Source organism: Chryseobacterium ginsenosidimutans (assembly GCF_039536845.1).
In the GTDB taxonomy this organism is placed as follows: Bacteria; Bacteroidota; Bacteroidia; order Flavobacteriales; family Weeksellaceae; genus Chryseobacterium; species Chryseobacterium ginsenosidimutans_B.
In genome coordinates, this window is sequence record NZ_BAAAZJ010000011.1 from 335,413 (window position 1) to 360,417 (window position 25,005).

At 34.3% G+C, this 25,005-nt stretch carries 27 protein-coding genes; 16 read left to right on the plus strand and 11 right to left on the minus strand.

The features are described from left to right. Positions 1 to 235: 235 nt before the first annotated feature. From ABD745_RS17865 to ABD745_RS17900, 8 genes are all read left to right on the plus strand, one after another. Positions 236 to 2,473 carry a TonB-dependent receptor gene (locus tag ABD745_RS17865; protein ID WP_344833280.1) on the plus strand — a complete coding sequence of 746 codons (2,238 nt, stop codon included), beginning with the start codon at positions 236 to 238 and terminating at the stop codon, positions 2,471 to 2,473. 72 nt (positions 2,474 to 2,545) lie between these two features. Further along, a complete protein-coding gene (locus ABD745_RS17870; RefSeq protein WP_344833283.1) occupies positions 2,546 to 3,196 on the plus strand; it encodes a hypothetical protein in 651 nt (216 codons plus the stop codon). Between the two features lie 137 nt (positions 3,197 to 3,333). Next, positions 3,334 to 4,656 carry a 2TM domain-containing protein gene (locus ABD745_RS17875; protein WP_344833285.1) on the plus strand — a complete coding sequence of 441 codons (1,323 nt, stop codon included), beginning with the start codon at positions 3,334 to 3,336 and terminating at the stop codon, positions 4,654 to 4,656. Between the two features lie 5 nt (positions 4,657 to 4,661). Then, a complete protein-coding gene (locus ABD745_RS17880) occupies positions 4,662 to 4,967 on the plus strand; it encodes a 2TM domain-containing protein (protein ID WP_344833287.1) in 306 nt (101 codons plus the stop codon). Positions 4,968 to 4,991: 24 nt separating this feature from the next. Beyond that, positions 4,992 to 5,561 carry a methyltransferase family protein gene (locus tag ABD745_RS17885; RefSeq protein WP_344833290.1) on the plus strand — a complete coding sequence of 190 codons (570 nt, stop codon included), beginning with the start codon at positions 4,992 to 4,994 and terminating at the stop codon, positions 5,559 to 5,561. Between the two features lie 310 nt (positions 5,562 to 5,871). Next, positions 5,872 to 6,165 (plus strand): 2TM domain-containing protein, encoded by a 294-nt coding sequence (locus tag ABD745_RS17890; protein ID WP_344833293.1) that lies wholly within the window; start codon positions 5,872 to 5,874, stop codon positions 6,163 to 6,165. Positions 6,166 to 6,197: 32 nt separating this feature from the next. Then, the gene (locus tag ABD745_RS17895; RefSeq protein WP_344833295.1) at positions 6,198 to 6,473 is read left to right on the plus strand and encodes a 2TM domain-containing protein; all 276 of its coding nucleotides are present in this window, start codon (positions 6,198 to 6,200) and stop codon (positions 6,471 to 6,473) included. Positions 6,474 to 6,531: 58 nt separating this feature from the next. Next, the gene (locus ABD745_RS17900) at positions 6,532 to 7,275 is read left to right on the plus strand and encodes a LytR/AlgR family response regulator transcription factor (RefSeq protein WP_344833298.1); all 744 of its coding nucleotides are present in this window, start codon (positions 6,532 to 6,534) and stop codon (positions 7,273 to 7,275) included. A 47-nt stretch (positions 7,276 to 7,322) separates the two neighbouring features. Here the strand turns inward: ABD745_RS17900 and ABD745_RS17905 are convergent, their stop codons facing one another. Further along, positions 7,323 to 8,219 carry a hypothetical protein gene (locus ABD745_RS17905; protein WP_344833301.1) on the minus strand — a complete coding sequence of 299 codons (897 nt, stop codon included), beginning with the start codon at positions 8,217 to 8,219 and terminating at the stop codon, positions 7,323 to 7,325. A 114-nt stretch (positions 8,220 to 8,333) separates the two neighbouring features. On the opposite strand from ABD745_RS17905, the gene ABD745_RS17910 reads away from it, so the two are divergent. Both ABD745_RS17910 and ABD745_RS17915 read left to right on the plus strand, forming a co-directional pair. Continuing rightward, positions 8,334 to 9,074: a glycine-rich domain-containing protein gene (locus ABD745_RS17910; protein ID WP_344833303.1), complete on the plus strand. Its 741-nt coding sequence runs from the start codon at positions 8,334 to 8,336 to the stop codon at positions 9,072 to 9,074. Between the two features lie 12 nt (positions 9,075 to 9,086). Then, positions 9,087 to 9,437, plus strand: a complete 351-nt coding sequence (locus ABD745_RS17915) for a hypothetical protein (protein ID WP_344833305.1) — start codon at positions 9,087 to 9,089, stop codon at positions 9,435 to 9,437. A gap of 59 nt (positions 9,438 to 9,496) precedes the next feature. Here ABD745_RS17915 and ABD745_RS17920 read toward each other — a convergent pair whose 3' ends face one another. From ABD745_RS17920 to ABD745_RS17935, 4 genes are all read right to left on the minus strand, one after another. Beyond that, complete coding sequence (locus ABD745_RS17920; RefSeq protein ID WP_344833307.1) at positions 9,497 to 9,703, minus strand: hypothetical protein; 207 nt, start codon at positions 9,701 to 9,703, stop codon at positions 9,497 to 9,499. Between the two features lie 116 nt (positions 9,704 to 9,819). Beyond that, complete coding sequence (locus ABD745_RS17925; protein ID WP_344833310.1) at positions 9,820 to 10,122, minus strand: hypothetical protein; 303 nt, start codon at positions 10,120 to 10,122, stop codon at positions 9,820 to 9,822. 150 nt (positions 10,123 to 10,272) lie between these two features. Beyond that, the gene (locus ABD745_RS17930; RefSeq protein ID WP_344833312.1) at positions 10,273 to 11,043 is read right to left on the minus strand and encodes an SDR family oxidoreductase; all 771 of its coding nucleotides are present in this window, start codon (positions 11,041 to 11,043) and stop codon (positions 10,273 to 10,275) included. Between the two features lie 18 nt (positions 11,044 to 11,061). Beyond that, positions 11,062 to 11,817, minus strand: a complete 756-nt coding sequence (locus ABD745_RS17935) for an SDR family NAD(P)-dependent oxidoreductase (RefSeq protein WP_344833315.1) — start codon at positions 11,815 to 11,817, stop codon at positions 11,062 to 11,064. A gap of 116 nt (positions 11,818 to 11,933) precedes the next feature. Between ABD745_RS17935 and ABD745_RS17940 the strand changes: the two genes are divergently transcribed. Beyond that, complete coding sequence (locus tag ABD745_RS17940; RefSeq protein ID WP_344833317.1) at positions 11,934 to 12,344, plus strand: winged helix-turn-helix transcriptional regulator; 411 nt, start codon at positions 11,934 to 11,936, stop codon at positions 12,342 to 12,344. An 80-nt stretch (positions 12,345 to 12,424) separates the two neighbouring features. Here the strand turns inward: ABD745_RS17940 and mnmA are convergent, their stop codons facing one another. Then, positions 12,425 to 13,612: a tRNA 2-thiouridine(34) synthase MnmA gene (gene mnmA / locus ABD745_RS17945; RefSeq protein WP_344833320.1), complete on the minus strand. Its 1,188-nt coding sequence runs from the start codon at positions 13,610 to 13,612 to the stop codon at positions 12,425 to 12,427. Between the two features lie 117 nt (positions 13,613 to 13,729). On the opposite strand from mnmA, the gene ABD745_RS17950 reads away from it, so the two are divergent. Next, positions 13,730 to 14,257, plus strand: coding sequence for a hypothetical protein (locus tag ABD745_RS17950; RefSeq protein ID WP_344833323.1), 528 nt, complete (start codon positions 13,730 to 13,732; stop codon positions 14,255 to 14,257). A 223-nt stretch (positions 14,258 to 14,480) separates the two neighbouring features. Here the strand turns inward: ABD745_RS17950 and ABD745_RS17955 are convergent, their stop codons facing one another. Beyond that, on the minus strand, positions 14,481 to 17,018 hold the full coding sequence (locus tag ABD745_RS17955) for an ATP-dependent Clp protease ATP-binding subunit (protein WP_344833326.1): 2,538 nt from the start codon (positions 17,016 to 17,018) through the stop codon (positions 14,481 to 14,483). A gap of 152 nt (positions 17,019 to 17,170) precedes the next feature. On the opposite strand from ABD745_RS17955, the gene ABD745_RS17960 reads away from it, so the two are divergent. From ABD745_RS17960 to ABD745_RS17975, 4 genes are all read left to right on the plus strand, one after another. Then, a complete protein-coding gene (locus ABD745_RS17960) occupies positions 17,171 to 17,395 on the plus strand; it encodes a uroporphyrinogen decarboxylase (protein WP_344833329.1) in 225 nt (74 codons plus the stop codon). Beyond that, complete coding sequence (locus ABD745_RS17965) at positions 17,395 to 18,492, plus strand: glycosyltransferase (RefSeq protein WP_344833331.1); 1,098 nt, start codon at positions 17,395 to 17,397, stop codon at positions 18,490 to 18,492. The genes ABD745_RS17960 and ABD745_RS17965 overlap by 1 nt, the downstream gene beginning before the upstream one ends. 130 nt (positions 18,493 to 18,622) lie before the next feature. Next, positions 18,623 to 19,042, plus strand: a complete 420-nt coding sequence (locus ABD745_RS17970) for a SufE family protein (protein ID WP_047398906.1) — start codon at positions 18,623 to 18,625, stop codon at positions 19,040 to 19,042. 2 nt (positions 19,043 to 19,044) lie between these two features. Then, positions 19,045 to 20,019: a glycosyltransferase family 9 protein gene (locus tag ABD745_RS17975; protein ID WP_344833336.1), complete on the plus strand. Its 975-nt coding sequence runs from the start codon at positions 19,045 to 19,047 to the stop codon at positions 20,017 to 20,019. Between the two features lie 26 nt (positions 20,020 to 20,045). Here ABD745_RS17975 and ABD745_RS17980 read toward each other — a convergent pair whose 3' ends face one another. The 4 genes from ABD745_RS17980 to ABD745_RS17995 are packed head-to-tail and all read right to left on the minus strand — an operon-like array spanning position 20,046 to position 24,961. Next, on the minus strand, positions 20,046 to 20,471 hold the full coding sequence (locus tag ABD745_RS17980) for a DUF3592 domain-containing protein (protein WP_344833339.1): 426 nt from the start codon (positions 20,469 to 20,471) through the stop codon (positions 20,046 to 20,048). Continuing rightward, positions 20,468 to 21,445, minus strand: a complete 978-nt coding sequence (locus ABD745_RS17985) for a hypothetical protein (RefSeq protein ID WP_344833341.1) — start codon at positions 21,443 to 21,445, stop codon at positions 20,468 to 20,470. Before ABD745_RS17985 ends, ABD745_RS17980 begins: the two co-directional genes overlap by 4 nt. Then, a complete protein-coding gene (locus ABD745_RS17990) occupies positions 21,435 to 24,491 on the minus strand; it encodes a hypothetical protein (RefSeq protein WP_344833344.1) in 3,057 nt (1,018 codons plus the stop codon). Before ABD745_RS17990 ends, ABD745_RS17985 begins: the two co-directional genes overlap by 11 nt. Next, the gene (locus ABD745_RS17995; RefSeq protein WP_344833347.1) at positions 24,491 to 24,961 is read right to left on the minus strand and encodes a DUF4280 domain-containing protein; all 471 of its coding nucleotides are present in this window, start codon (positions 24,959 to 24,961) and stop codon (positions 24,491 to 24,493) included. Before ABD745_RS17995 ends, ABD745_RS17990 begins: the two co-directional genes overlap by 1 nt. Between the last annotated feature and the right edge of the window lie 44 nt (positions 24,962 to 25,005).

Here is a 25,005-nt window from a genome sequence, read left to right on the forward strand (position 1 = left end):
GAAGTTTGTCATCCTGTAAGGATCTAGGCACGAATTTTTCCAATACTAAATTCTAAAAATAGAGCTTAGATCCTTACAGGATGATAAACTTAGTGCAAAATTTATGCAAAAAAGGTCTTCCTCCTTACTTCAAAAAAACAAAAACAACCATTCAGAATCCAAATTCTACAACTCAGTAACAAAAATTTAAAATCAACAAAAATTCATCCTATTTTTGAATCGAAATAAAACGACTATGAAAACAAAATTATTATTTCTCATCTCTTTTTTCTCATTTGCGCTGAGTTTCGCTCAAACGAAAATTTCAGGAAAAGTCACGTTTAAAAATAAAGGAATAGGAGAGGTAAATATCACATTAAAAGATACTTACGACGGTGCGACAACAGACACCAACGGGAATTTCTCTTTCGAAACTTCAGAAAAAGGAAACCATACTTTGATTTTCACCCATCCAAAATATATTGATGTTGAAAAACCAATCACTCTTGAAAATCAGGAAGTTTCTGTGAATGCAGAATTAAAAGAACAGATCAATGAGATCGATGCGGTTGTGGTTTCTGCGGGTTCTATTGAAGCGAGTGACAGAAAAAGGGCAACTGCACTTTTGACACCAATCGATATTTACACAACAGCAGGAGCAGATGGACAAATTTCTTCAGCACTAAATTATCTTCCAGGAGTTCAGAAAGTTGGTGAAACGGAAGGACTTTTTGTAAGAGGAGGAACAGGAACAGAATCCAAAATTTTCATGGATGGAAGTTTGATTAACAATTATTTCTCGAGCTCAGTTCCGGGAATTGCAGGAAGAGATCGTTTTAATACGTCACTTTTCAAAGGAAATATATTTTCAAGTGGTGGATATTCTGCATTGTATGGACAGGCTCTTTCCGGAGCGTTGATGTTGGAAAGTGTTGACCTTCCGGATCAAAGTTCTTATGATTTTGGAGTTTCCCCGATATTTTTAAATGCAGGATTTCAGAAGCTAAGTGACAGTAAAACTTCATCTTTTGGAGCGACTTTAGGATATTCAAATTTAAAGTTAATGCAGGAAGCTTTTAATTTTAACACCAACTTTACAGATGCTCCGCAAGGTTTGAATGGTGATTTTAATTTCAGAATTAAAACAAAATCAGGCGGTTTCTTCAAGTATTACGGGATGTATGATTCCAACAGAATGGGAGTCACTGTTGAAAGCTTAGAGCCTGAAAACGATTTTTCTTTGGTAAAATTAAAAGGAAAAAACACCTATCACAATTTATCTTTCAAGCAAAAATTCGGAAAATATTTATTGAACGCAGGAGCTTCTTACTCTTTCAACAGATCGGATCTTGATTTTTCAACACAAAAAAATGATATGGAAACCGGAAATACAAAATTGTTGACGGACGGAAATTATATCAATTTTAAAACAGTTTTAGAACGAAAAATCAATAAAATCAGCGCGTTACGGGGCGGTTTAGAATTTAACAGCACAAGTGAAAAACTAAACTTCAATGATTTTGTGGGAAAACATTACAAAGATTTGATTTCTGCTGCTTTTGTGGAAACAGATTTAGGTTTCAGTAATCAATTATCAGCGAAAATCGGTATAAGAGCAGAAAATTCATCTTATCTTGGAAAGAGCAATATTGCACCGCGTTTTGCTTTGGCTTACCGCTTTGCAAAAGATTGGACAACGTCATTTGCTTATGGGCTTTTTTATCAAAATCCGGAAAGCAAATACATCAACGGACCTGCAAATTTAGGCTTCCAGCAATCGCAGCATTATATTTTTCAGGTACAGAGAACTACGGATAGAAGAAGTTTAAGATTTGAGGCTTTTTACAAAAAATATGATGATTTATTGAAAGTTAAAAATCTTGAATATAAAGATGGGCAAAATCAATACGTCCAGACTGCAGATAATAATGGTGGTTATGGTTATGCAAAAGGGCTGGAATTATTCTGGAGAGACAAAAAAACATTCGAAAATATCGATTACTGGATCAGCTATTCATTCCTGGATTCAAAAAGAGATTTTCTGAATTATCCTTTAAGTTTAAAACCAAATTTCGCTTCTGAGCATACAATTTCTGCCGTTGCCAAAAGATTTGTTCCGAAATGGAAAACGGGTTTTAATCTTTCTTATACCTATGCAAAAGGTCGACCTTATTATGATATCGCAACACAAGATGTCAATGGAGAGCCAAAATATTTTGTAAGAAACGAAGGAAGCTTGAAAGATTATAATGCATTAAATTTCAGTGTTAATTATCTTCCTAATCTGGGTAAAAAAGATGCAAAAGCATTTACCGTTTTGGTGTTGAGCGTTTCTAATATTTTAGGATCAAAAAATGTTTACGGATATAATTTTTCAACGGACGGATCAAGAAATTCTGCGGTTGTGCCACCAGTAAATACTTTCGTTTTTATAGGAGCTTTCATTAGCTTCGGAGTTGATAAAACTCAGGACGCCATTAATAATAATTTATAAAAAAATAATTTCAATCAACTAAAAATCTATCTTTATTAAATCAAATACCAACTTAAAAAAAAATTAGAAAAAATGAAAAAATACCTATTAAGTTTTGCTTTAGCTTTTATGAGTTTAACAGCTTTTGCTCAGACTGATTACGAAAAAGTAATGAAAGAGAAAATCTCAAAACTTGAAGCCTGCAAATCGGTTGACGAGTTCCAGATTTTAGCAAATGATTTCGACAGAATCGGGAAAAAAGAAACGAAACAATGGCTGCCTTCTTATTACGCCGCTTTCGCTTATATTCAAAAAGGAAGAACATTAATGAGGGACGGTAAAATGTCTGAACTTTCTACACAGGCAAATGCTGCCGAAAAATATCTTGATCAGGCAGAAGCAATCGCAGGAAAGGACAATGCTGAAATTCATTTGCTGAAAAAAATGTCATCTTCTTTAAAAATGATGGAAAATCCTGCGGAAAGATATATGACAGACGGAATGAAAGCAATGGAAGAGCTTAAAAAAGCGGAAAGTCTTGATCCTGGAAATCCTCGTGTTGCTTTAATTAAAGCTGAAGATACTTATTTCACTCCGGAACAATACGGTGGAAGCAAAACAAAAGGGATGGAACAGTTTCAGGATGCTTTAACAAAATTTAAAACTTATGCTCCGAAATCTGCCATAGATCCAAATTGGGGAAAAGCAGAAGCAGAATACTTTGTAAGCGGTGCTGCAAAATAATTTTACAGATCTCATCTGAAGGCCTTCCCGTTGCGGAAGGTTTTTTTATGCAATTCAGTCAGGAAAAATGACGATTCGGCGAAAAATAATTTTAAATACTTATAATATCAACTATTTTTGAATCAAGAAAACTGATAATGAAACGTAAAGGCATTATAATATTACTTTGGGTATCGCTGGGAACAGCCTTGTTTTTCTTTTTTGTTTTTAACGACGAAAAGACTTTCAAGAATTTTGCGATCACCCTTTTGGTTTCCACGATGTATTCATTCGTTTTGGGACTCGGAAACGCATTTATAAATGATTTTCTCAACAGAAAGTTTCCATGGTCTGAAGCGACAAGAACCAGAGCTATTCTGAGTGTCGTTTCTATCCTGATTGCGAATTTTATTTTGGTGTATTTCTGCAACTATATGAATTTTGTGGTCATCCAGAAAACAGCGACAATAGAAGAGTTTTTCTCAAGCAAATACAATACTTCGAACTGGTTTATGATCAATATTGCTTTGTTGATCTCCGCTTTTCTCCATGCAAAAGGTTTCATGGAAGAGCTGAAAAAAACGTCCAAGAAAGAAGTTGTAGAACAGAAATTAATTGCAAAATCGGCAAATGCACAATTTGAAAGTCTTAAAAATCAATTGGATCCGCATTTTTTGTTTAATTCTTTGAATGTATTAAGCTCGTTAATTGACGAAAATCCGAAACAGGCGCAGAAGTTTACTGCTTCAATGTCAAAGATTTACAGATACGTTCTGGAACAGAAAGACAAAGAATTGGTAACGGTAGAAGATGAGCTGGAATTTGCAAAAACATATTGTGATCTTTTAAAAACAAGATTTGAAGACAGCGTAGATTTTGTTTTTGATGTTAAGAAAGAAGATTACAAAAGATTTGTGGTTCCGTTGTCGCTTCAATTGCTTTTGGAAAATTGTATCAAACATAATTTTGCGACTTCCTCAAAACCTTTAATTATTAAAATTTTCTCTGAAAATGACACGCTCTGCATTGAAAACAATCTGCAGGTAAGAGAACAGATCAAAGAAAGCTCGGGAATAGGATTATCGAATATTGTTCAGCGTTATTCTTTACTTACAAAACGAAATGTTTTTATTGAGAAATCTAAAGATTATTTTAAAGTAATACTTCCGGTTCTTTCATCTAAGCCTAATGAAATCAGTGTTAAAATGGAAGATAAGGATAAAGCCTACGAAAGAGCTCAGAAAAGGATGAGGGAAATAAAAAGCTTTTACGGAAACCTGATTTCTTATTGTATTATAATTCCTTTTTTAATCATTCTTAATTTAATGACAAATCCGGACGATATATGGTTTTACTGGCCGATGTTAGGATGGGGAATAGGACTTGCAGCACACGGGATGAGCACTTTTGCGATAGGAAAGAGATGGGAAGAAAAAAAGATCAGAGAAATTTTAGAAAAACAAAACAGACATTTAAAATAAACATCATGGAAAATATAGACAAAGATGACATCAGATACAAAGAAGCAGAAAGACAGGTAAAAAAAATCAAAAAATTCTACGTTTTTATATTCATTTATTTTGCCGTAAATATTTTTATTTTATACCTGAATTACAGGAATTTAAAACCTAACGAAACGATATGGCAGCTGAAATATTTTTCACTTCCATTCTTTTGGGGACTTGGAGTTGTTTTTTATGCGATGAGAGTTTTTATTCCGAATTTTATGTTGGGAAATAATTGGGAAGAAAGAAAAATTAAAGAACTGATGGAAAAAGAAAAGGAGCTTTAAATGTTAATTTAAAAAATTACAAAAATGAAAACAGTACAGATTATTTTCACCATTTCTATGTTTGCTTGGTTTTTAAGTGAAATTCTTTACAAAAACATATTAAAATCCAACGAAAAAGATAAAAAAGGGAAAGATAAATCCACGCTTAATCTTCTTTGGATAGCCATTCCCTTTTCAATTTTAAGTTCTGTCACGATTTCTTATTGCACAAAACTTCCGATTTCTGATGGGGTTTGGATCTATTATTTGGGAGTGGTTTTTATTGTGATCGGAATTGTTTTAAGATTCATCATTATCAGATCTTTAGGAAAATATTTTACTGTTGATGTGACGATAAGGGAAGATCATAAAATCAAAAAAGAAGGTTTTTACAAATATTTGAGACATCCTTCTTACGCTTTTTCTTTATTGACTTCTTTAGGTCTTGGATTGTATTTAAACAATTGGTTGTCATTAGTTTTGGCTTTTGTTCCTACGTTTATCGCATTCAGTTACAGAATTACGATTGAGGAAAGAGCTTTGATTGAACAATTCGGTGAAGAATATTTGGAATACAGAAGAAAAACAAAGAAATTGATTCCGTTTGTTTATTAGAAGAAGAGATATTTGAATCTTTTAGGCATAATTTTTAATAAAGTTTGTCATTCAGTAGGAATCTAAGCACGAATTCTAATATGATTGCCGAGATTCCTACGGAATGACAAATATGATATAAAATCTGTGTAATTTATTTCTATTTGTAAGAATATTCAGATAAACATAAAAACAAAAAATCCCGATTCTCTGTTGAGTCGGGATTTTTACAATTCAGTATTCAAATTCTACGGTTCGGTCATATAAAATTGATTTGAGGGTAATTGTTGACCTACATTTGTCTCAACAAAAACAAACAAAAATAAAACATATGGAAACGATAATCAACAAAGAAGACTTAGCTTACAGAAAAGCGTCAAGAAGAGTAAAGGAATTAAAAGGATTCTACGGAAATCTGACTTCATATTGTCTGGTAATTCCTTTTTTAGCGGTATTGAATCTTTTAACAGCACCTCAATATTTATGGTTTTTATGGCCAATGTTAGGTTGGGGAATGGGAATTGCCGCTCATGCAGTTAATACTTTCGGAATCGGAAAAGCCTGGGAAGATAAAAAGATCAAAGAATTGATGGATCAGGACAGAAGAAATACAAAAACACTTTAATCAACAAATTTTAACTTTAAAAACTTATTACAATGGACTACAATCAAGCACAACAAAGAGTAAAAGAACTTAAAAGATTCTACAAAAGCATTTTATGGTTCGGAATTGTCACTTTTATTATTTTCTTTGACGATATTTTTGAAAAAGGAATTTTTAATTTTTCACTTTGGAACGGATCCGTTATTCTTGTAATCTGGGGAATTATTCTGACAGTAAAAGCCGTAAAACTATTTCTTCTGGATTCTGAATGGGAAAAAGACGTAATGGAAAAAGAGATGAGAAAAACGAAAGAACCGATTCAGTTTTAAAAATTGATAAGTTTTGACTAATTTTATTTCAAAATTTTAAAACTAAAACAGGAACTCAATGATCAAAACAGTCATTATCGAAGACGAAAAACCGGCTTCAAGAAAATTAGAAAGAATGCTTAGTGAATTTCCTGAAATCGAAGTGGTTGCAAAAATAGAGTCGGTAGAAGAAGGCGTTCAGTGGTTTTCTGAAAACGAACATCCGCAGCTTATTTTTTCGGATATTGTATTGGGAGACGGTTTGTCATTCGATATTTTTGAGAAAGTTCCTACGACAGCTTTTATTATTTATACGACAGCTTTTGATCAGTATACTTTAAAAGCGTTTAAATTAAACAGCATCGATTATCTTTTAAAGCCGATTTTGGATGAAGATTTGGGTGGTGCGATTGAAAAATTCAAGTCATTTTTGCCCGCCGACAATTCTGTGAGTTCTCATGAAATTAAGCAGTTAATTAAAAAAGATAAAACAACACTTTCCAGAATTTTAGTCAAAATCGGGTATAATCTGAAAATTGTTCAGACGCATGAAGTAAGCTGTTTTTTCAGCGAAAATAAAATTGTTTACCTGCAGACTCAGGAACGGACTTATCCGTCAGATTTCACTTTAGATGAGCTGGAGGAAGTTTTGGATGAAAAGAAATTTTTCCGCGTAAACCGACAGTTTATTATTAATTCAGATTACATTAAAAATATTCATACTTCCCCGAATTATAAAGTTGAAATGGAGTTTCAGCCACAGGAAGAAATTACAGTGAGCCGAGATCGTGTGAAAGATTTTAAAGATTGGTTGGTAAGTTAATTTTGTTATAGACAAACAACTATCAACAATCAACAAAAAACCATCAACTATTTGTAATCTATACGATTAGCTTCTGTATCTTCAAGTTGTTTTATAATTGATTTTGGGATCTCATCGCTGTCAATCGGAAAGCTTATGGAGTCCGGAATAAAGTTTTTCCTGTCCGCTTTCTGAAAGATTTCGAAAAGAGCGATCGGCTCTTGATTAAAACTGATACACGTACTTATAAAATGCAACTCATGGAGCTTATATTCTGGATTTTTCAGCTTTTCCTTGATGTCTTTTATTCTTGAAATAAAATGGCGTTGACGAATAAACGTATTGCTGTTCATGATGATAAAAATATAATCTGAATAGGCAGTTACTTTCCCAAAATACTTATGACGGTCGCCGCCGCTTCTTTCGACGAAATATTCGCCTGAAGTTTCGGATTTGTAGACTTCCATTGCAGAACGCCAGATTCGGTCATCCTTTGCCTGTAGAGGATTGTCGGGAAGGTTTCTGTTGTAAGAATACCAACAACCGACCAGTCTGTCAAGCAATTCCGTGTTTTGTTTTACATTATTCATATCAATTCTCAAATCATTGAAATTGAATGATTCTGTATTCGAATTAATAAAATCAATATAATTTGAATAGCCTAAAACTTTGACAATCAGACTTAATTTTGCCAGATTTGGTTTACTTAAAACTGCTTTTTCGTTTTGATAATATTTCTTTAATTTATTGATAATCAAATGTTCGTAAAGATAATTTGAACCTAAAAAATCAGGCTCTTTCTTTATTTTTTTCTCCGCATTTTCGTTGATAATTAAATCATTAAGCTCTGCAACAATATAAGACCATTCGGTTTTTGAAACATCTTCCCAATTATTTTTCTTTAAAAAGTGCAGACTTAAGAAATTCATTAATTTTTCCAGATGCAGAATATCTTCTTTTTTCATTGGTATATTTTATAAGACTAATTTAAGATTATTTTAAAACCAAAAAAGATTTTTGCAAGACTTTTATATTTTTAATCAATGCCATATTTGAATAGAAATAAAAGTTAAAAGCAAATGGAAACAAAAATGTTATTACAAAATGATTCTCTTTGGAAGAGACTTCAGAGTTTTTCATTAGACAGTCCGAATGTTGATTTTCCTTTCTCAAAAAAGCTGGCAAAAGAAGAAAACTGGACTTTAGATTTTACAGCAAAAGCGATAGAAGAGTATAAAAAATTTGTTTATCTGTGCTGTATTCTTCCTAATGGAGCTTCACCGAGTGAAATCGTAGATAAAGTCTGGCATATGCATCTCATCTATACTCAAAATTACTGGGAAGAGTTTTGTCCGGATATTCTGAAACGAAAACTTCATCATCATCCGTCAAAAGGAGGTTTTGAAGAAAAAAATAAACATACAGCTTGGTTTTCAAATACATTAGATGAGTACAGAGAAATTTTTCAGCAGGAAGCTCCGGAAGATATTTGGAAAAATAAAAGTATAAAACAAAAGCCTAAAAGATTTTGGTTAAGAAATCTCAGAATCTTTTTCTTACTAATTATCCTACTGACATTAAATTCCTGCTCAGATGAGGTTGGTTCTACACTGTTTACAGTTATAACAGTAGGAATCGCATTATTCTTCGTTTTCGGAGTTATAGGATCAATATTTGATGGTGATAACGGGTCTGATTTAAAAAATAAAAAGCAGAATGATGACTCTGGCGGAAGTTGTGGCGGCGGCGGAAGTGGTTGTAGTGGTGGAAGCGGCTGCGGAGGAGGATGTGGCGGCGGTTGTGGTGGATGCGGCGGATAAAAATAAGAAGCTATGAAAAAGATAATTATTCACACGATTCCGGTTATAATGAGTTTAGTCTGGCTTGTTATTAATACAGATACTTTCAACCCTATTTTTTTGAAAGGTCCTGATTTTCTAAAATTTTATTTGATTCTTTTACTTGGATTTTACAGTTCGGTTTTCGTTTTAAAATCTTTCAAAGAAAGTATCTCCAAAACAACATTTTACTTTATGATTTCTATTTTTATTTTAGGAATTGTAAAATTAATACGAGGAATATTTCTAGGAAAACCTGTCAGATTTTTAATAATGATTTTAATTTTGGAATTGATTGTATTACTGTTTATTAATTCGATTAAATTAAAGTTTAAAATGAAATAATTTTACATTGATTATTTCACAAATAAACCCGAAACAAAATGCTTCGGGCTTATATATTTTTAATTTTCTTCTTTTTCCTTTTTTGCTTTATAACCATATTCTTTACACATATAACAAGTAATTGCCAATAGGATAAAACTTAAAATAAGGTGTGATTTTTCGGGATGTACAATCGCCTGATAAACATTATATCCAAAAACAATAGATACTAAAAAAATTAAAACCTGATTGGTTTGAGCATACTGATTTTTTAAAGTAGTTTTCATAATTAATATTTTAAATTGTTATTTATCAAGTAAGTATAACAATTCGAAATATGTTACAAAAAATAATAAAGTCCGGAAATTTATTTCCGGACTTTATAATAAGCATTAATAAGTTCTTAATTTCTGAATCCACGATTTGCGGCAACTCTTCTGTCTTTATTGAATTCATTTTTCTGATATTGAGCGTATTGACCTCTGTTTAAAATTTTTCTAAGACGGATGTCATATTCTCTTGGATTTAATCTTTCTCTTGACAGCATGCTGATCTGTTTTTCCTGGAAAGGTGATAACCTCAATCCTTCAAAACCTCTTGAACCTTGGTGATATTCGATGTTGTCATTTCTTCTGTCGTCGTTTCTATGTTGTGCATTTGCAGCGAATGCGATAAATAAACTTGCTACTAAAACTAACTTTTTCATAATAATTAAATTTTAAGATTGATAATCTATTTTGTTTTTCTTATTTAATACTAAACAATAGATATGCCTGAAAGTGCTACAAATAAAGACTTATAGAAGTATAAGCCTTTTTTATAGATGGAAGGTAAAATTTAATCGACGACGACGAAATTATTTCATCAGACTGATGTTGGTAAGACCTCCGTCTGCAAGAATTTCTGTTCCAACGATAAACGATGACTCGTCTGAAGCTAAAAACACAGCAGCATTTCCAATTTCAGAAGGCAAGCCCTGTCTTCCGATTGGTGTGATGTCTCTCCAGATCTGTTTCACCTGTTCAAGATGTTCTTCCGGCATCATTTTCCCGAAAACCGGCGTGTCAATTGATCCTGGTGAAAGAGCATTCACTCTTATCTTTCGAGGTAGTAAGTCCAGAGATAAACCCTTTGCCAATGAAATGACCGCTGCTTTTGCCGCTGCATAAATTGCCATTCCCGGTGCGGCACGATGGGCTGCACTTGAGCCGATTAAAATAATTGAAGCTCCGTCATTGAGATAGGGAAGTGATTTTTGTACAGTAAAATAAGAGCTTTTTAAATTTAAATCCATGTATTGATCATAACTCTCTTCTGTAACTTCGTCAATAACGCCCATCGCAACGCCATCAACAACCCCTCCTGCATTCACCACCAATACATCAATTTTTCCGAACTTTTCGGTAGTTTTCTTAAAAACGTTTTCTAAATCATCAAGATTATTGACATCTCCTTTAATTCCGATAAACTCATTATTTAAAGCATCTGAAGAAATTTTTAAAGTCATCTCATTTCTTCCTGTAATGGTTCCGACCGCTCCTTCATTTTTAAATGATTCTGCAATGCCAAATCCAATACCGCTGTTACCGCCTGTAACCACAGCTACTTTGTTTTTTAATCTGTTCATTTTTAATTTATTAAATTTTTATAAACCATAAATTCCGCCGGAAACAGCAATTTGTTCACCCGTAATCCATCCTGCATCATCTGAAGCAATAAATACGGCAACTTTTGCAATATCTTCCGGCTGTCCGGTACGTCCAAGTGGAGTAGTTGATATAAGTTTGGCTTCAAATTCACTGCCGATGAATCCTGCACTGTGAGAACCTTCAGTTTCCACAACTCCCGGTAAAATAGAATTGATACGGATATTTCTTCCGGAAAATTCTTTTGACAAAGCAACGGTAAAAGCGTCTAACGATGTCTTCGTTGCAGAATATACAGAACCCGTAGGTAATGGAGATCTGCTTACTCCTGAACTGATATTGATGATATTTCCTCCTTTTTCACCGAACAATTCTAATGCAGACTGAATCGCAAAAACAGATCCTAAAACATTGATGTTGAATTGCTGATGAAAGGTCTCTGCAGATACCTGTTCGATAGGTTCGTAATTGTAGATTCCGGCATTGTTTACCAAAATATCTAATGTACCGAAAGTATTTTTCGTTTCATCAAAAAGTCTGATGACATCTGCTTTTATTGAAACATCACCTTGTACGGCAATGGCAGTTCCGCCATTATCAGTGATAGATTTTACTACTTTTTCTGCATCTGCTTTACTTGATGCATAATTCACGACTACTTTTGCGCCTTCTGCAGCAAAATGTTTTGCTATTGATGCTCCTATTCCTTTTGAAGAACCTGTAATTACAGCTACTTTATTTTCTAATTTGTTCATTGTTCTATTATTTAAAAACTTGAGAGCAAAATTATTACAATTAAATTTATTTTGGTAACTTTGTAACTAAAAGTAACAGTAACTACGGAGTAACGCTGTAACATAAAAGTAACCTTATGAATTGTAAACCAATCAGAACAGAAGAACATAAAAAAGATTTGATGGCCGTTCAGGATTCAATGGATGCATTGCAGGGAAAATGGAAAATATCCATCATATCCTCGATTTGTTATTACAATAAAAGGAGATTTTCTGATATCCTGAATGATGTGATCGGGATTTCCAATAAGATGCTGAGCAAAGAGTTGAAGGAACTGGAAATTAATAAATTAATTAAACGAACCGTTCTAAATACTCAACCTATAACAGTTCAATATGAACTTACAGAGCATGGTAAATCTCTGCAAACGATTATTAATAATCTGAAGGATTGGGGAATAAAACACAGAAAAGAAATTATAGGAAATAATTCCGAAATCTTTATTCATGCAGATTCTGATGTTGCTTTAATAAAAAGTGACCTGTAGAATCTTCGGGTTTCAATTAAAAATTATTAAATAGAATTAGTCATAAAAAAAGACCTTCTTAAAAGGTCTTTAATATATATTTATGAAATAACTCCGCTTCCGATCAATTCATCATCAATATACCACGATGCAAACTGTCCTTCTGCAATGGCGGATTGAGGCTGTTCAAATTCCATGTAAAAAGCATTTTCAAACTGATAGATTGTTGCCTTCTGAAGCTCTTGTCTGTAACGGAATCTTGCCATTACTTCCATAGATTCTCCATTTTTTAGCCTTAAATCTTCGCGAACCCAATGCAGTTCAGTATTATCAACTTTCAACGCTTTTTTATGCAATCCAGGGAAACTGTGACCTTCTCCAACGAAAATAATGTTGTTTTCCATATCTCTTGACACAATAAAACAGCTTTCTTTATGTCCGCCGATTCCTAGTCCTTTACTTTGACCGATCGTGAAAAACTGGGCTCCCTGATGCTTTCCGATCACTTTTCCGTCAGCTTTTTTATAATTGATTTTTTGACTTAAAAATTCTAATTCTTCTTCTTTTGATGAAAATTCAGGTTTTTCCTGAGAAAATAAAGGAGAATCTTTAAAAATTTCAACAATTTCACCTTCTTTCGGAACTAATTGTTGTTGTAAAAACTGTGGAAGACTTACTTTTCCGATAAAACATAATCCTTGAGAATCTTTTTTATCTGCCGTTACCAATCCGATTTCTTTTGCAATTTCTCTTACCTGAGGTTTTGTTAATTCCCCGATAGGAAACAGCGCTTTCGACAATTGATCCTGATTCAATTGACACAAGAAGTATGACTGATCTTTATTGTTGTCTTTTCCTGCTAAAAGGTGAAAAATTTCCTTTCCGTTTTCATCAAAAGTAGAATCTACTCTTGCATAGTGTCCCGTTGCTACTTTATCTGCACCCAAAGACATTGCTGTTTTCATAAAAACATCGAATTTCACTTCTCTGTTGCACAAAACATCAGGATTCGGAGTTCTTCCTTTCTGATATTCATCGAACATGTAATCAACGATTCTTTCCTTGTAAAGGTCGCTCATGTCAATCACCTGAAACGGGATTCCCAATTTTTGGGCGACCATTAAAGCATCATTGCTGTCCTCGATCCAAGGACACTCATCTTCTAACGTTACCGAAGCATCGTTCCAGTTTCTCATAAACAAAGCCACAACTTCATGACCTTGCTGTTGCAGCAAATATGCTGTAACACTGGAATCTACACCTCCAGATAATCCTACTACTACTTTCATTTTATTTCAATTTTACGAAACTCTTAACGGGAGTTCTTAGTTTGACGCGGCAAAAATACGATTAAAAAGATTCGTAAAAAAGTTATAATTTTAAGCATTGATAAAAACAATTTAAATATGAAAAAGTTTATTATTCCTTTATTTTTAATGATTTCAGGGGCGATGTTTTCTCAGATTTCAATTGGTGCTTCCCCAGAAAATAATAATCGCTGGACTTTTGGAGGTGGGATCGGAGTGGGTTTTGGAAGCCAAAGCACATTTTATTTACAGGCTTCTCCGAGAGTTGGTTACAAGCTTACAGATGATCTGGAAGGAGGAGTGGTCGGAAGTGTTTCGTGGCAGACTTCGGATTATTATCGTTCAACAATGTTTGGAGTCGGGCCTTTTCTGAATTATTATATTGCCCGAACTTTTTATCTAGGAGCTAATTATCAGCATTATTTTATCAATTATAAAGATAAATTTTACGACTATAAAATGAATGAAGAGGAAGATGCATTGTATCTTGGTGGAGGTTATATGCAAAGAATCGGCAATAATTCTTTTATGCAGATCGGAGTAATGTATAATGTTCTTTGGAAAGAAAATTCCAGTATTTTTTCAACCGGATTGGTTCCAAATATTGGTTTTGTTGTGGGACTTTGATTTTTTTTCTCCCACGGATTACACAGATTTTTACAGATGTTTGTATTTTTATTTGTGAAAAACATTAGTGTGATTCGTGTTTTAAAAATATTCTCGCTGATTTTGCAGATAACGCTGATTTTTAGATATAATCATCTGTAAAAATCTGTGTAATCCGGGGGGAAATAGAAACAAAAAAGCATCGAGAAAATTCCCGATGCTTTTTTTATTTTAAATTATTTACTTAAGATTGAGAAGACTTTTCAGCCGCTGATTTCTTTGGCTTTGAAGTTTTTCCTGTCAAACCGTCTTTAGCTTCATTCACATCAAGAACTACAGTTTCTCCTTCATTTAATTGTTTGTTTACGAGCATTTCAGCTAATAAATCTTCAATATATTTCTGGATCGCTCTTTTCAATGGTCTTGCTCCGAAATCTTTATCCCATCCTTTTTCAGAAATAAAGTCTTTCGCTTCTTCAGTTAATTCAACTTTATATCCTAATTTTTCAAGTCTGCTGTAAAGCTTGTTCAATTCAAGATCAATGATTTTCTTGATATCAGTCTGCTCAAGAGAGTTGAAGATCACGATATCATCAATTCTGTTTAAGAATTCCGGTGCAAATGCTTTTTTAAGGGCATTTTCAATCGTGCTTCTTGCTCTGGAATCTGTATTTGTTTTCTTCGCCGAAGTTCCGAATCCTACACCGTCTCCGAAATCTTTAAGATCTCTCGTACCGATGTTTGAAGTAAGGATGATAATTGTATTTCTGAAATCAATTTTTCTTCCTAAGCTATCCGTAACGTGGCCTTCGTCTAAGATCTGCAACAAGATATTGAATACATCCGGGTGAGCTTTTTCAATCTCATCCAAAAGAACCACAGCATAAGGTTTTCTTCTTACAGCCTCTGTTAATTGTCCGCCTTCTTCGTATCCAACGTATCCCGGAGGAGCTCCAACTAATCTCGAAACCGCGAATTTTTCCATGTATTCACTCATATCGATCCTGATCAAAGATTCGTCAGATTCGAATAATTCTCTTGCCATTACTTTTGCCAACTCAGTTTTACCAACTCCGGTTGTTCCTAAGAAAATGAATGTACCGATCGGACGGTTCGGATCTTTAAGACCTGCTCTGTTTCTTTGAATTGCCTTAACAACTTTTTTCACAGCGTCTTCCTGACCGATTACTTTTCCGTTCAGTTTTTCATCCATCTGAGCTAATTTATCAAGCTCATTTTTGCCAACTTTCGTTACAGGAACTCCGCTCATCATAGAAACCACTTCTGCTACATTTTCTTCCGTTACGGTTTCTTTTTTCTCTTTTACATCTTTGTCCCATTTCTCCTGAGCAGAATTCAGTTCCATCTGAAGACGTTCTTCTTCATCCTTCAACTTTCTTGCTTCAAGATAATCCTGAGCTTTTACAGCTTTTTGCTTCATTTCCTTGATATCTTCGATTTGTTTTTCAAAATCAATGATCTCAGTAGGAACCTTCATATTTTTAATATAAACACGGGAACCGGCTTCGTCCATTGCATCGATAGCTTTGTCCGGTAAGAATCTATCTGTAATATATCTTGCTGTCAAATTGACACAAGCCAAAATCGCTTCCGGAGTATATACTACATTGTGATGCTCTTCGTATTTATCTTTAATCTGATTTAAGATCTGAATGGTTTCCTCAATGTTGGTAGGTTCTACCATTACTTTCTGGAATCTTCTTTCTAAAGCTCCATCTTTCTCGATGTACTGACGGTACTCATCAAGAGTTGTAGCACCAATACATTGGATTTCTCCTCTTGCCAAAGCAGGTTTAAACATATTTGAAGCATCTAAACTTCCTGTAGAACTTCCTGCACCAACAATAGTGTGAAGCTCATCGATAAATAAGATGACATCTCTGTTTTTTTCCAGCTCCGTCATGATCGCTTTCATTCTTTCCTCAAACTGACCACGGTATTTTGTTCCGGCAACTAAACTCGCCAGATCCAAAGTGATCACCCTCTTACCATAAAGAACTCTTGAAACTTTTTTCTGTTGAATTCTTAAAGCTAAACCTTCAGCAATGGCAGATTTACCAACTCCCGGTTCACCGATAAGCAACGGATTGTTTTTCTTTCTTCTTGATAAGATCTGAGAAACTCTCTCAATTTCTTTTTCACGACCAATTACCGGGTCTAATTTCCCGTCTCTCGCCAAAGAAGTTAAGTCTCTACCAAAGTTATCCAAAGTAGGAGTTTTACTTTTTGCAGAACCTAAATTTCCTGTAGGCTTTCTCATTTGCTCAAATTCCTCTCTATCATCATCATCGTCATAAGCACTGTTTTGTGGTGACTGACCGGAATTTTTAAGCATCGTCTGATACTCTCTTGAAACACCTTCATAGTCGATGTCGTAAGCTCCCAAAATATTTGAAGTAGGATCCTCATATTTATAAAGAATGCCTAAAAGTAAATGAACGGTATTAATTTCATTACTTTTATATTGTCTGCATTCTAACTCTGCACGTTTGATCGCATGATCTGCCATCTTGGTGAAAGAAATATTGGTAACCTCTTCAGAAATAGGATTAAGACTTGCTGTATTTAGAGTTTCAATTTTTCTTCTGATTTGTGTTAAATCCGCATTAAGGTTTTGAAGGATTTCTTTTGCAGAGTTTTCTGTTTTTATAATACCTAAAAGTAGATGTTCTGTATTAAGAAATTCACTTTTCAGCCGTTTAGCTTCGCTTTTGCTTTGTTTGAACACTTGGCTCAAACCTTGTGAAAACTTATAATCCATAATATATCTCATTAGAATAAAAGCAACATTGCCGTTTATTCATTATCTAAATTACAAATATTTTACCAAAAATCAATAAATGACTTTATGGCAGAAAAAATTTTATTATCTTATTGAAAATGATTAAGTTTGTTATCCTCAAATTTTTTCTCATGAATCCCGAATTTGCTACTTATATCGGATATTCCGCTTCTCTTTTCATTGTTCTGAGCTTTATATTGAAAGATATTAGAAAAATCAGGATCGTAAATATGGTCGGATGTATCTGTTTCGTCATTTATGGCATATTCAGCGGAATGCTCTGGCCAATCATTATACCCAACGGACTGATTTGCCTTATACAAATTTACCACCTTTTGGCGAATAAGAAAAAGTAATGGGCAGAAAAAAAATTATTACCTCTGCGTTCAGCAATTTATACACGGATCAGCGAATTGAAAAGGTGTGCCGGACTTTACATGAAAATGGCTACGACATTGAATTAATCGGAAATAATTGGGGAGGTGACGCAGAAATGTCTCGACCGTATCCTTTTTCAAGAATACAGTTAATTTCTAAAAATTTAAAAACTGCTTATTTCGAATTCAACTGGAAATTATATCATGAATTGAAGAAAAAAGCGGATAAAAATACGATCCTTCACGCCAATGATTTAGATGCTTTATTTCCTAATTACCTGATTGCAAAAAAATTAAATATTCCCTTAGTTTTTGATAGTCATGAAATTTTTTCTGAGATGCCGGCAATTCAGGGCAAAATGTCACAAAAATTGTGGAGATATCTTGAAAAATCTGTCGTTCCGAACATAAAATTTATGATTACGGCAAGTTCAGGCTATGCAAATTGGTTTAAAAATCAATATGGAATTGATCCTGTTGTTGTTCAAAATGCTCCAAGAAAATTAACTTTTAATCCTGAAATTCCGGAAAATAGTCCTAAAATTCTTTTATATCAGGGCGTAATTAATCCGTTTCGGGGAATAGATAAGGCAATTTTAGCAATGAAGCATCTAGATGGTGTTGTTTTTAAAATTGCAGGTGACGGTCCGAAGAAAAAAGAATATGAAGAATTAGTTATTAAAGAAAATCTTCAAAATAAAGTTCGGTTTTTGGGAAAATTGTTGCCGGAAGATTTAAGAAAAATCACTTTGACGGCAGATTGTGGAATGAGCATTGAGGAAAATGGAGGAGAAAGTTATTTCTATTCTTTGCCCAATAAGGTTTTGGACTGTGTTCAGGCGAGAGTTCCTTTGATTTTATCCGGTCTTCCTGAGATGCAGAATATTAAAGATCAATTTGATGTAGGAGAAATTATCAAAGGTCATCAACCGGAAAATATTGCAAATTCAATTGATTTAATTTTAAATAAAGGAAGAAAAAATTATCAGCCCGAACTTGAAAAAGCAGCAAACATGCTGTGTTGGGAAAATGAGGAGGTAAAATTGTTGCAGGTTTTTGAAAAAGCTTCTCGTTAATTTTTATCAAGTTTTATGATTGCAATAAAAAAATCAAATCATTTAAGAATAATTATAAATAGATTTCGCATTGTATCCATATTAAATTATCTTTTTAAAATTGATTAACTTTGCAGAAAGAAAGTAAGAAATGACCATTAAAGAAAAACAGCAGGAAATAATCGACGAATTTGCGTTTCTTGAAGATTGGGAGCAGAAATATGAATACATCATTGATCTCGGAAAAGAATTAAAAGGTCTTCAGGAGAGCAAAAAAACTGACGATAATCTGATCAAAGGCTGCCAGAGCAAAGTTTGGATCGATGCTGAATTTAAAGATGGAAAATTATTTTTCGATGCTGATTCTGATGGGATTCTACCAAAAGGGATCGTTTCTTTATTAGTGAGCATTTACAGTGGTCATTCTACACAGGAAATTTTAGATTCTGATTTCGAATTTATTTCCGAAATCGGGTTACAGGAGTTTCTTTCCCCGTCAAGAGCCAACGGATTGATGGCAATGACAAAACAAATTAAGTTTTACGCAGTCGCATATCAACTGAAGTCTTAGTTTTGACAAGAATTTTAGCATATCGTTTTTCGGCCTTTGGTGATGTTGCGATGACAGTGCCGGTTTTCCGTGAATTTTTAGAACAAAATCCTGATGTGGAAATCGTAATGGTATCCAGAAGTAATTTTGAGGCTTTGTTTGCTGATATTCCGAATGTTATATTCAAAGGAATTAACCTGGATGATTATAAAGGTTTTTTTGGACTGACAAAACTGGCGAATGAATTAATAAAAGAATTCAGACCTGATTTAATTGCCAATCTTCATGATGTTATCAGAACCAAAATTTTGGATGGAATTTATAGAAGAAGAGGGCTTAAAGTATTTAAAATCAATAAGGGAAAAGAAGAAAAAGAACATCTGACTGATGTTTGGAACCTGAATAAAGTTCAGCTCAGAAGAACTGTTGAACGTTATGCAGATGTTTTTCGTGAAATGGGTTTTAAAGTTGAATTATCACATCAGCTAAGACCTGTTTCTACCAATAAATCAGGAATTGGTTTTGCTCCTTTTGCTCAACATCAGGGGAAAATGCTTCCATTAGAAAAATCTTACGAGCTGGCGAGAATTTTAGCTCAAAAACATAAAATTTACTTTTTCGGCGGCGGAAAAAAAGAGACCGAAATATTGGAAGGATGGGAGAAGGAAATCCCTAATACGGTTAGTTTATCAGGAAAATTAAGCCTTACAGAAGAATTAAAAAAGATATCCGAATTAGAATTGATGATTTCAATGGACTCTGCTAATATGCATTTGGCAAGTTTAATGGGCACAAGATGCGTTTCTGTTTGGGGTTCAACACATCCTTATGCCGGATTTTTAGGTTTTGGACAGAGGGAAGACGATATTGTGCAGGTTAGTGATCTTACTTGCAGACCGTGTTCTGTTTTTGGAGACAAGGAATGTTATCGAGGTGACTGGGCTTGTCTGGAAGAACTCAACATACAGAAAATTGTCGAAAAAATTGATAAAATATAAGCCTTTCGATCTGAAAGGCTTTTTTATTAAATGACGGCAGGTTTTCTACAGATGTAGGCTGTGATTAAGCAAACAAAACAGAAAAATACAGCAATTAACGGGACAATGTATAACTGAAATATTCCTGTAACGGCAATCTCAGGATGATCTTTTTCGTAATAAATTTTTTGAGTTATTGTACTTAACGATTTACTATTTGAATATTCTCCCGAATTGATGGTGTACGTTTTTCCATTTTGATCCTGATATTCGAAAACAGGGGCATATAGGAGATATTCTTCCTCCGTATCTTTATTCTTTTTCCATTTCTCTTTAAAATCAACTAATTTTCCCTGTGCGGTTTCATAGGAAGAAATAATTTTAATGCTTCTAAACGTAAGAAATACGCTTGGAAACAATAAAATTACACCTATGATCAGGAATAATAAAGAAGTCAGTTTGTCTTTATTCATCGAAGAATTTCAAGCTTGTCTGAGCCTTCAGGTTTATGCAGATAAAAAGTATGGGCTTTTGGCATCATATTTTTTGCTGTTTTAGAAATGAGAGGAGAATAACCATAGGTTTGAGGATCTTTACAGACTAAAGTAACGACTTTTCCTCCGCCATAAAATTTCAATTCTGCATCTGTGCAGGGATAGATGAAGTTTCTCTTTTCAACCGCATAATCTGCCATCGATTTGGTAAGATCTTTTTCTGCATCCTTATTCCAGGGGGTAGAAGCCGCTTCTTCGCGAATGCTTTGCTTCAGCATTGATAAATATTTTTGCTGATTTCCTTCTTCAAGCGTTTTTTTGAAATCTGAATAAAACGCATCCACTTCTTTTCGGGTGTTGGCAGAATTTTGAAGATTCTGGCTTTTGTTCCAGCCAGCTATTTTCCAGTTAATATCTTTATTATCAATGATAAAAGATGTTTTGTATTCAGCAAAGTTTTGTGGTTTATTATCTAATTTTGGAGTCTGATAACTAAGAACCTGCCACTGATATTGCTGACCTTTATCTTTGGCATTCATCTGATCCAACATTGACATAGGTTCTTTATTTTTCGAAATTTCGACCTTAACAAATGAATTCGGAGAAAGGGAAGGAGCGAACACTTTTTCATCCTTTTTAGAAGGATAAAGACGAATGGTAACCTCTTGTTTGCCAGACTGAAGAATATACTGATTGAGATTTACCGTCAATCCTGAGCGTTCTCCCAATCCGAAATGACTTGCAACGGGCATATCATTAATTAAAATTTCATAAGAACAATCTGCATGTTCGTATTTTAGTCTAAAAAGCATTCCTTCCTTTTGATATTCTACTTGATCCATTTTTTTATTTTCGGTCACTGTTTCTTTTTCTTTTTCTTTTTTACTTTGTGCGCAGGATTGCAGGCTTATGCAAATTCCAAGCATTAAAATCTTAACTATATTATTCGTCATCACCGCTGTTAAATTTAAAAAATTCGGGTTTCTTATTAGGATTATTTAAATATGTTTTTACACTATCCAATGAGCATTTTCCCCAGTTAAGTGGTTCCGGCTCATATTTAGGCTGCCAATCCATTATTTTTGCACCAAGGAAAGTGACTTCCATTTTCGCTTCTGCCTCAAGGTAGAATGTAAAACCATCAAATGAGGTTGAGTTAGCAAGATACAGACCATCTGTGTCGGCTCCTAAATATACTTTGTTGGCTACTTCGGCTTTTACACCGATTTTGGCAGCTCCTCCCATCTTATATTCACTGATGATGAGGTATTGGGTCATGTATAAAGTAATATTTCCCTGCAGATCTGCTTTTACGGTTGCTCCTCCGGAAATAAGTTCCTGTTTCTTGGGAGAACGCCTGTTAGAATAAGCATTTCCCGCTAACATATTATGATTAAACTTAGCCGTTAAACCCAATTCTCCGGATAATGTAAAGGTAATATCAATTTTATTTTTAGGATCGGAAAGATAAAGTAACAAATCAATCCCTTTTTTGATGATAAAGGCAAGAGGATGTCTTCTCGCCAGCATTTCTAAAAAATTCCATTTTACTTCAACACCGATAATCGGTGCAGCTTCTACTTTGGCATCAATCTGCAAAGATTTTCTGCCCATAAGCTGAGGTCTTTTAGGATCATCTGCATCGGCATAATACCATGAAGCGGCTATGGCAATAGAAGGGTAGAGAACTTCTGTGGCTGTAGTTTTTTTATTGAGTGCGTTCCATGCTCCGTCGAGAGAGCGCCCGCCTAACATTTTTTCTATTTCTTTATCGAGCTGTTTTTTGTTGTTGGTGTCCTGCGGATTGGCATCTCCTTCCGTAAGATCTCCTACAAGTTTTGCAATATCAGATATTTTTGCAAAGAAATTATAAATCTGTTTAAGGAAGCCTTCTATAATGTCTTTGCTTTGTTTTTTTCCTGCTGCATCTTTCCACTCTGCGGTAAGGCTTACTTCGATTCTTTTAATGATTTCTATAAGCCTTTTTATGCCCCCTTTTCGTTCTACAGGAACAACGGTTGTAGTTCTTGTAAACCGGACACCGGCAGCCGTGGAGGTTCTTCTTGTTGTAGAACTTCCGCTTGGGGTTGCAGTGATTGTAGTTTCTGAAGCTTGGGCGAAAAATGCCTGAACCTCATAATTATGTTCTTCTTTAAATTTTTTAAAATCTTCGTCTTTGTAATTTAATTTAAAAAGGAGCGTCCATTTGAGATCCGGCAAAACATTGATCTTCGCTATCTGATTAGGATATCTGCAGGTGCTTATCGGGATATAATAAACTTGTTTCTGCTGATCTATATTAAGCCAGAGATAATTGAAAAGCCAGGCTTCTTCAAATAAATTTCCCACAAAATTAGGATCGAATTCATCATTAGCAAGAGTCAACGTCTTGTTGTAACGATACTTGAGCTGTAAAGTAATTTCGTCCTCGCCTTTGTAGGTGTATTCTGTTCCTTGCTGCCACCTCATGACGGAGGTGACGGGTCTTATCTGGGAATTATCAGGGTTTTTAACATGATCTGTATCGTGTTTGTTTTCTTTAGTTACGGGAGTTCCTGCTTTTTTAAGCTGATCTTCGTGGGTTTTATCTTTTTCTGTAATGTAATTTCCTTTATTGTCCTTTTGAGCTGAAAAAGCGGCATGTTCAACCTGAAAAACGTTGGTCTTATCACTGTGCTTCTGTCCTTCATCGAGCATGGAACCATAGCAATATACACCCTGATTATGCAGATTTCCGACTTTTATAGAAATAGATTTTGGTTTTTCACCGGATGTAATTTCAAAATAGCTGCTTGTTTTATCTATTACAGCTGCCTCTTCATCGAATATTACGAGGGGTTCGCGTTTCTTGTCATCTTCATCTTTTATCGTTATTTTACTGTATCCGCACGGATCATATTCTTTCTTTGTGTATTCTATGTCACCAATATATTGGATCTGATTGTTTTTTTCCTGTTCAAATTTCTTAAAAATCATTTCCATTGTATCCCATCGTACTTCAATGTATGGCTGCATGTCCATTTCAATCCAGTTTTCCTGTTCAGAATCGAATATGTACCATTTTTTGAAATCAGTATTGGTATTGTAACTTACAGGATTGAGAAGTCCACGGATAGAATCTGAAAAATCAAACGGTTTTCCGGCACCGGAACTAGAAAAAGTGTTTTTCGCAGTCACCATTAGTCTTATATAATATTTCTGCGGTTGGTGCTTTTCTTTATGAGAACCTTCGGCGTTTCTCCATTCCGGATTAATATATACTTTTACCTGTTTGTAACGATTGTATACGCTTCCACCATCTTCTATGGTTGTGGTAAATTTGTCTACGGTTGTTTCTTTGCCATCTTTCAGGAAAAAAACCTCACCATGAATATCCGCCGAAACTTTTTCTCCAATTAAATTTCCTTTTTTTCGGAAATCGGGTATAAGATGGGTGCTGATATTGATTTCAGCATGCATTCCGTATAAATGAAGCTTTGTATCACTACCCAAAGGAATGTCTGCATTTTCCTGTAAAGGTGGATCTACATAGACGTACCGGATATAAGGTTCTTTTAAATAGACAAGTTTTACAATTTGTTTTTTGTATCGGAATTCCGGATAATGCGTGTAAGGCATGAGCAGATAGATATTTCCGGGTGTTGGAGGCGTCTTCATTTCAGAAATCTTTACACTCGCTTTTGCGCCTTTTGATTTCCATAAAATCTGCTTCTGAATTTTTTCAAAAAGAGCAGAATCTCCATACGATTGTTTTCCTGTTTCTTTATTGTGCTCTGTCAGTAATTTGGTCCAAACAGTTTCTTCTATAATGATCCATTGCGTACCATCGATTGTTGCTTTAGGTTTCAGAGTGCCTTTGTCGAGACACTCTTCATCTACAAAAACAGAGATAGTATCTCCCAAATTGGCAAATTCTACAAAATGATAATCATCCCTATCAGCAACTTTGTAAGACTTAGATTCCTCTATTTTCGTATATATTATTCCTCTTGATGCCATTATAGTTCAGACTTGTTTTCGAGTGGTTTATCATAGTTTTTTATATCCATTACGGGGCTTACGTGAGATTGAAGCTCTTCATCAGCATTTTTTATAGTACTGTTTGATGGTTCTCCGATCTGTCCGGTTTTGATGATACTTATGCAGTCTTTACCACCTATAGGGCAGGTTGCCTTGCTGTCTTCAAGTAAAATATAACCATCGGGAGGAGAATATTTCTCTTTTTCGTAATAACCACTCCACGCTGTAACAACGGCAGAACATGGAGCATTATTCATTTTTTTACAGGATCCGAAAGTATTTTTTTCGAAAGTGGTTCCGATATCTTTATGGGTAGCGGCTAGTTTTGAACTGCCTCCAAGGTCATTAATGAAATATTTTTGTTGTGTGAGTACCTTTAATTTATCCGGAGTAGTACCAAACTGACATTGGCACAAGGCTCCCTGTACTACTTTTTCTTTTAAAGACATATTAATAAATTTGTGTGGTGTGTAAATTTAGCATTTTTTATTCA

Coding starts and splice junctions, on each gene's coding strand:
- ABD745_RS17905 (WP_344833301.1), bottom strand. CDS start 8,219: ATGAAAAAAGAAGATATTCTGCATCTGGAAAAATTAATGAATTTCTTA.
- ABD745_RS17950 (WP_344833323.1), top strand. CDS start 13,730: ATGAAAAAGTTTATTATTCCTTTATTTTTAATGATTTCAGGGGCGATG.
- ABD745_RS17900 (WP_344833298.1), top strand. CDS start 6,532: ATGATCAAAACAGTCATTATCGAAGACGAAAAACCGGCTTCAAGAAAA.
- ABD745_RS17870 (WP_344833283.1), top strand. CDS start 2,546: ATGAAAAAATACCTATTAAGTTTTGCTTTAGCTTTTATGAGTTTAACA.
- ABD745_RS17935 (WP_344833315.1), bottom strand. CDS start 11,817: ATGAACAAATTAGAAAATAAAGTAGCTGTAATTACAGGTTCTTCAAAA.
- ABD745_RS17885 (WP_344833290.1), top strand. CDS start 4,992: ATGAAAACAGTACAGATTATTTTCACCATTTCTATGTTTGCTTGGTTT.
- ABD745_RS17995 (WP_344833347.1), bottom strand. CDS start 24,961: ATGTCTTTAAAAGAAAAAGTAGTACAGGGAGCCTTGTGCCAATGTCAG.
- ABD745_RS17965 (WP_344833331.1), top strand. CDS start 17,395: ATGGGCAGAAAAAAAATTATTACCTCTGCGTTCAGCAATTTATACACG.
- ABD745_RS17985 (WP_344833341.1), bottom strand. CDS start 21,445: ATGACGAATAATATAGTTAAGATTTTAATGCTTGGAATTTGCATAAGC.
- ABD745_RS17955 (WP_344833326.1), bottom strand. CDS start 17,018: ATGGATTATAAGTTTTCACAAGGTTTGAGCCAAGTGTTCAAACAAAGC.
- ABD745_RS17990 (WP_344833344.1), bottom strand. CDS start 24,491: ATGGCATCAAGAGGAATAATATATACGAAAATAGAGGAATCTAAGTCT.
- ABD745_RS17880 (WP_344833287.1), top strand. CDS start 4,662: ATGGAAAATATAGACAAAGATGACATCAGATACAAAGAAGCAGAAAGA.
- ABD745_RS17915 (WP_344833305.1), top strand. CDS start 9,087: ATGAAAAAGATAATTATTCACACGATTCCGGTTATAATGAGTTTAGTC.
- ABD745_RS17910 (WP_344833303.1), top strand. CDS start 8,334: ATGGAAACAAAAATGTTATTACAAAATGATTCTCTTTGGAAGAGACTT.
- ABD745_RS17930 (WP_344833312.1), bottom strand. CDS start 11,043: ATGAACAGATTAAAAAACAAAGTAGCTGTGGTTACAGGCGGTAACAGC.
- ABD745_RS17890 (WP_344833293.1), top strand. CDS start 5,872: ATGGAAACGATAATCAACAAAGAAGACTTAGCTTACAGAAAAGCGTCA.
- ABD745_RS17960 (WP_344833329.1), top strand. CDS start 17,171: ATGAATCCCGAATTTGCTACTTATATCGGATATTCCGCTTCTCTTTTC.
- mnmA (WP_344833320.1), bottom strand. CDS start 13,612: ATGAAAGTAGTAGTAGGATTATCTGGAGGTGTAGATTCCAGTGTTACA.
- ABD745_RS17980 (WP_344833339.1), bottom strand. CDS start 20,471: ATGAATAAAGACAAACTGACTTCTTTATTATTCCTGATCATAGGTGTA.
- ABD745_RS17895 (WP_344833295.1), top strand. CDS start 6,198: ATGGACTACAATCAAGCACAACAAAGAGTAAAAGAACTTAAAAGATTC.
- ABD745_RS17865 (WP_344833280.1), top strand. CDS start 236: ATGAAAACAAAATTATTATTTCTCATCTCTTTTTTCTCATTTGCGCTG.
- ABD745_RS17920 (WP_344833307.1), bottom strand. CDS start 9,703: ATGAAAACTACTTTAAAAAATCAGTATGCTCAAACCAATCAGGTTTTA.
- ABD745_RS17940 (WP_344833317.1), top strand. CDS start 11,934: ATGAATTGTAAACCAATCAGAACAGAAGAACATAAAAAAGATTTGATG.
- ABD745_RS17925 (WP_344833310.1), bottom strand. CDS start 10,122: ATGAAAAAGTTAGTTTTAGTAGCAAGTTTATTTATCGCATTCGCTGCA.
- ABD745_RS17875 (WP_344833285.1), top strand. CDS start 3,334: ATGAAACGTAAAGGCATTATAATATTACTTTGGGTATCGCTGGGAACA.
- ABD745_RS17970 (WP_047398906.1), top strand. CDS start 18,623: ATGACCATTAAAGAAAAACAGCAGGAAATAATCGACGAATTTGCGTTT.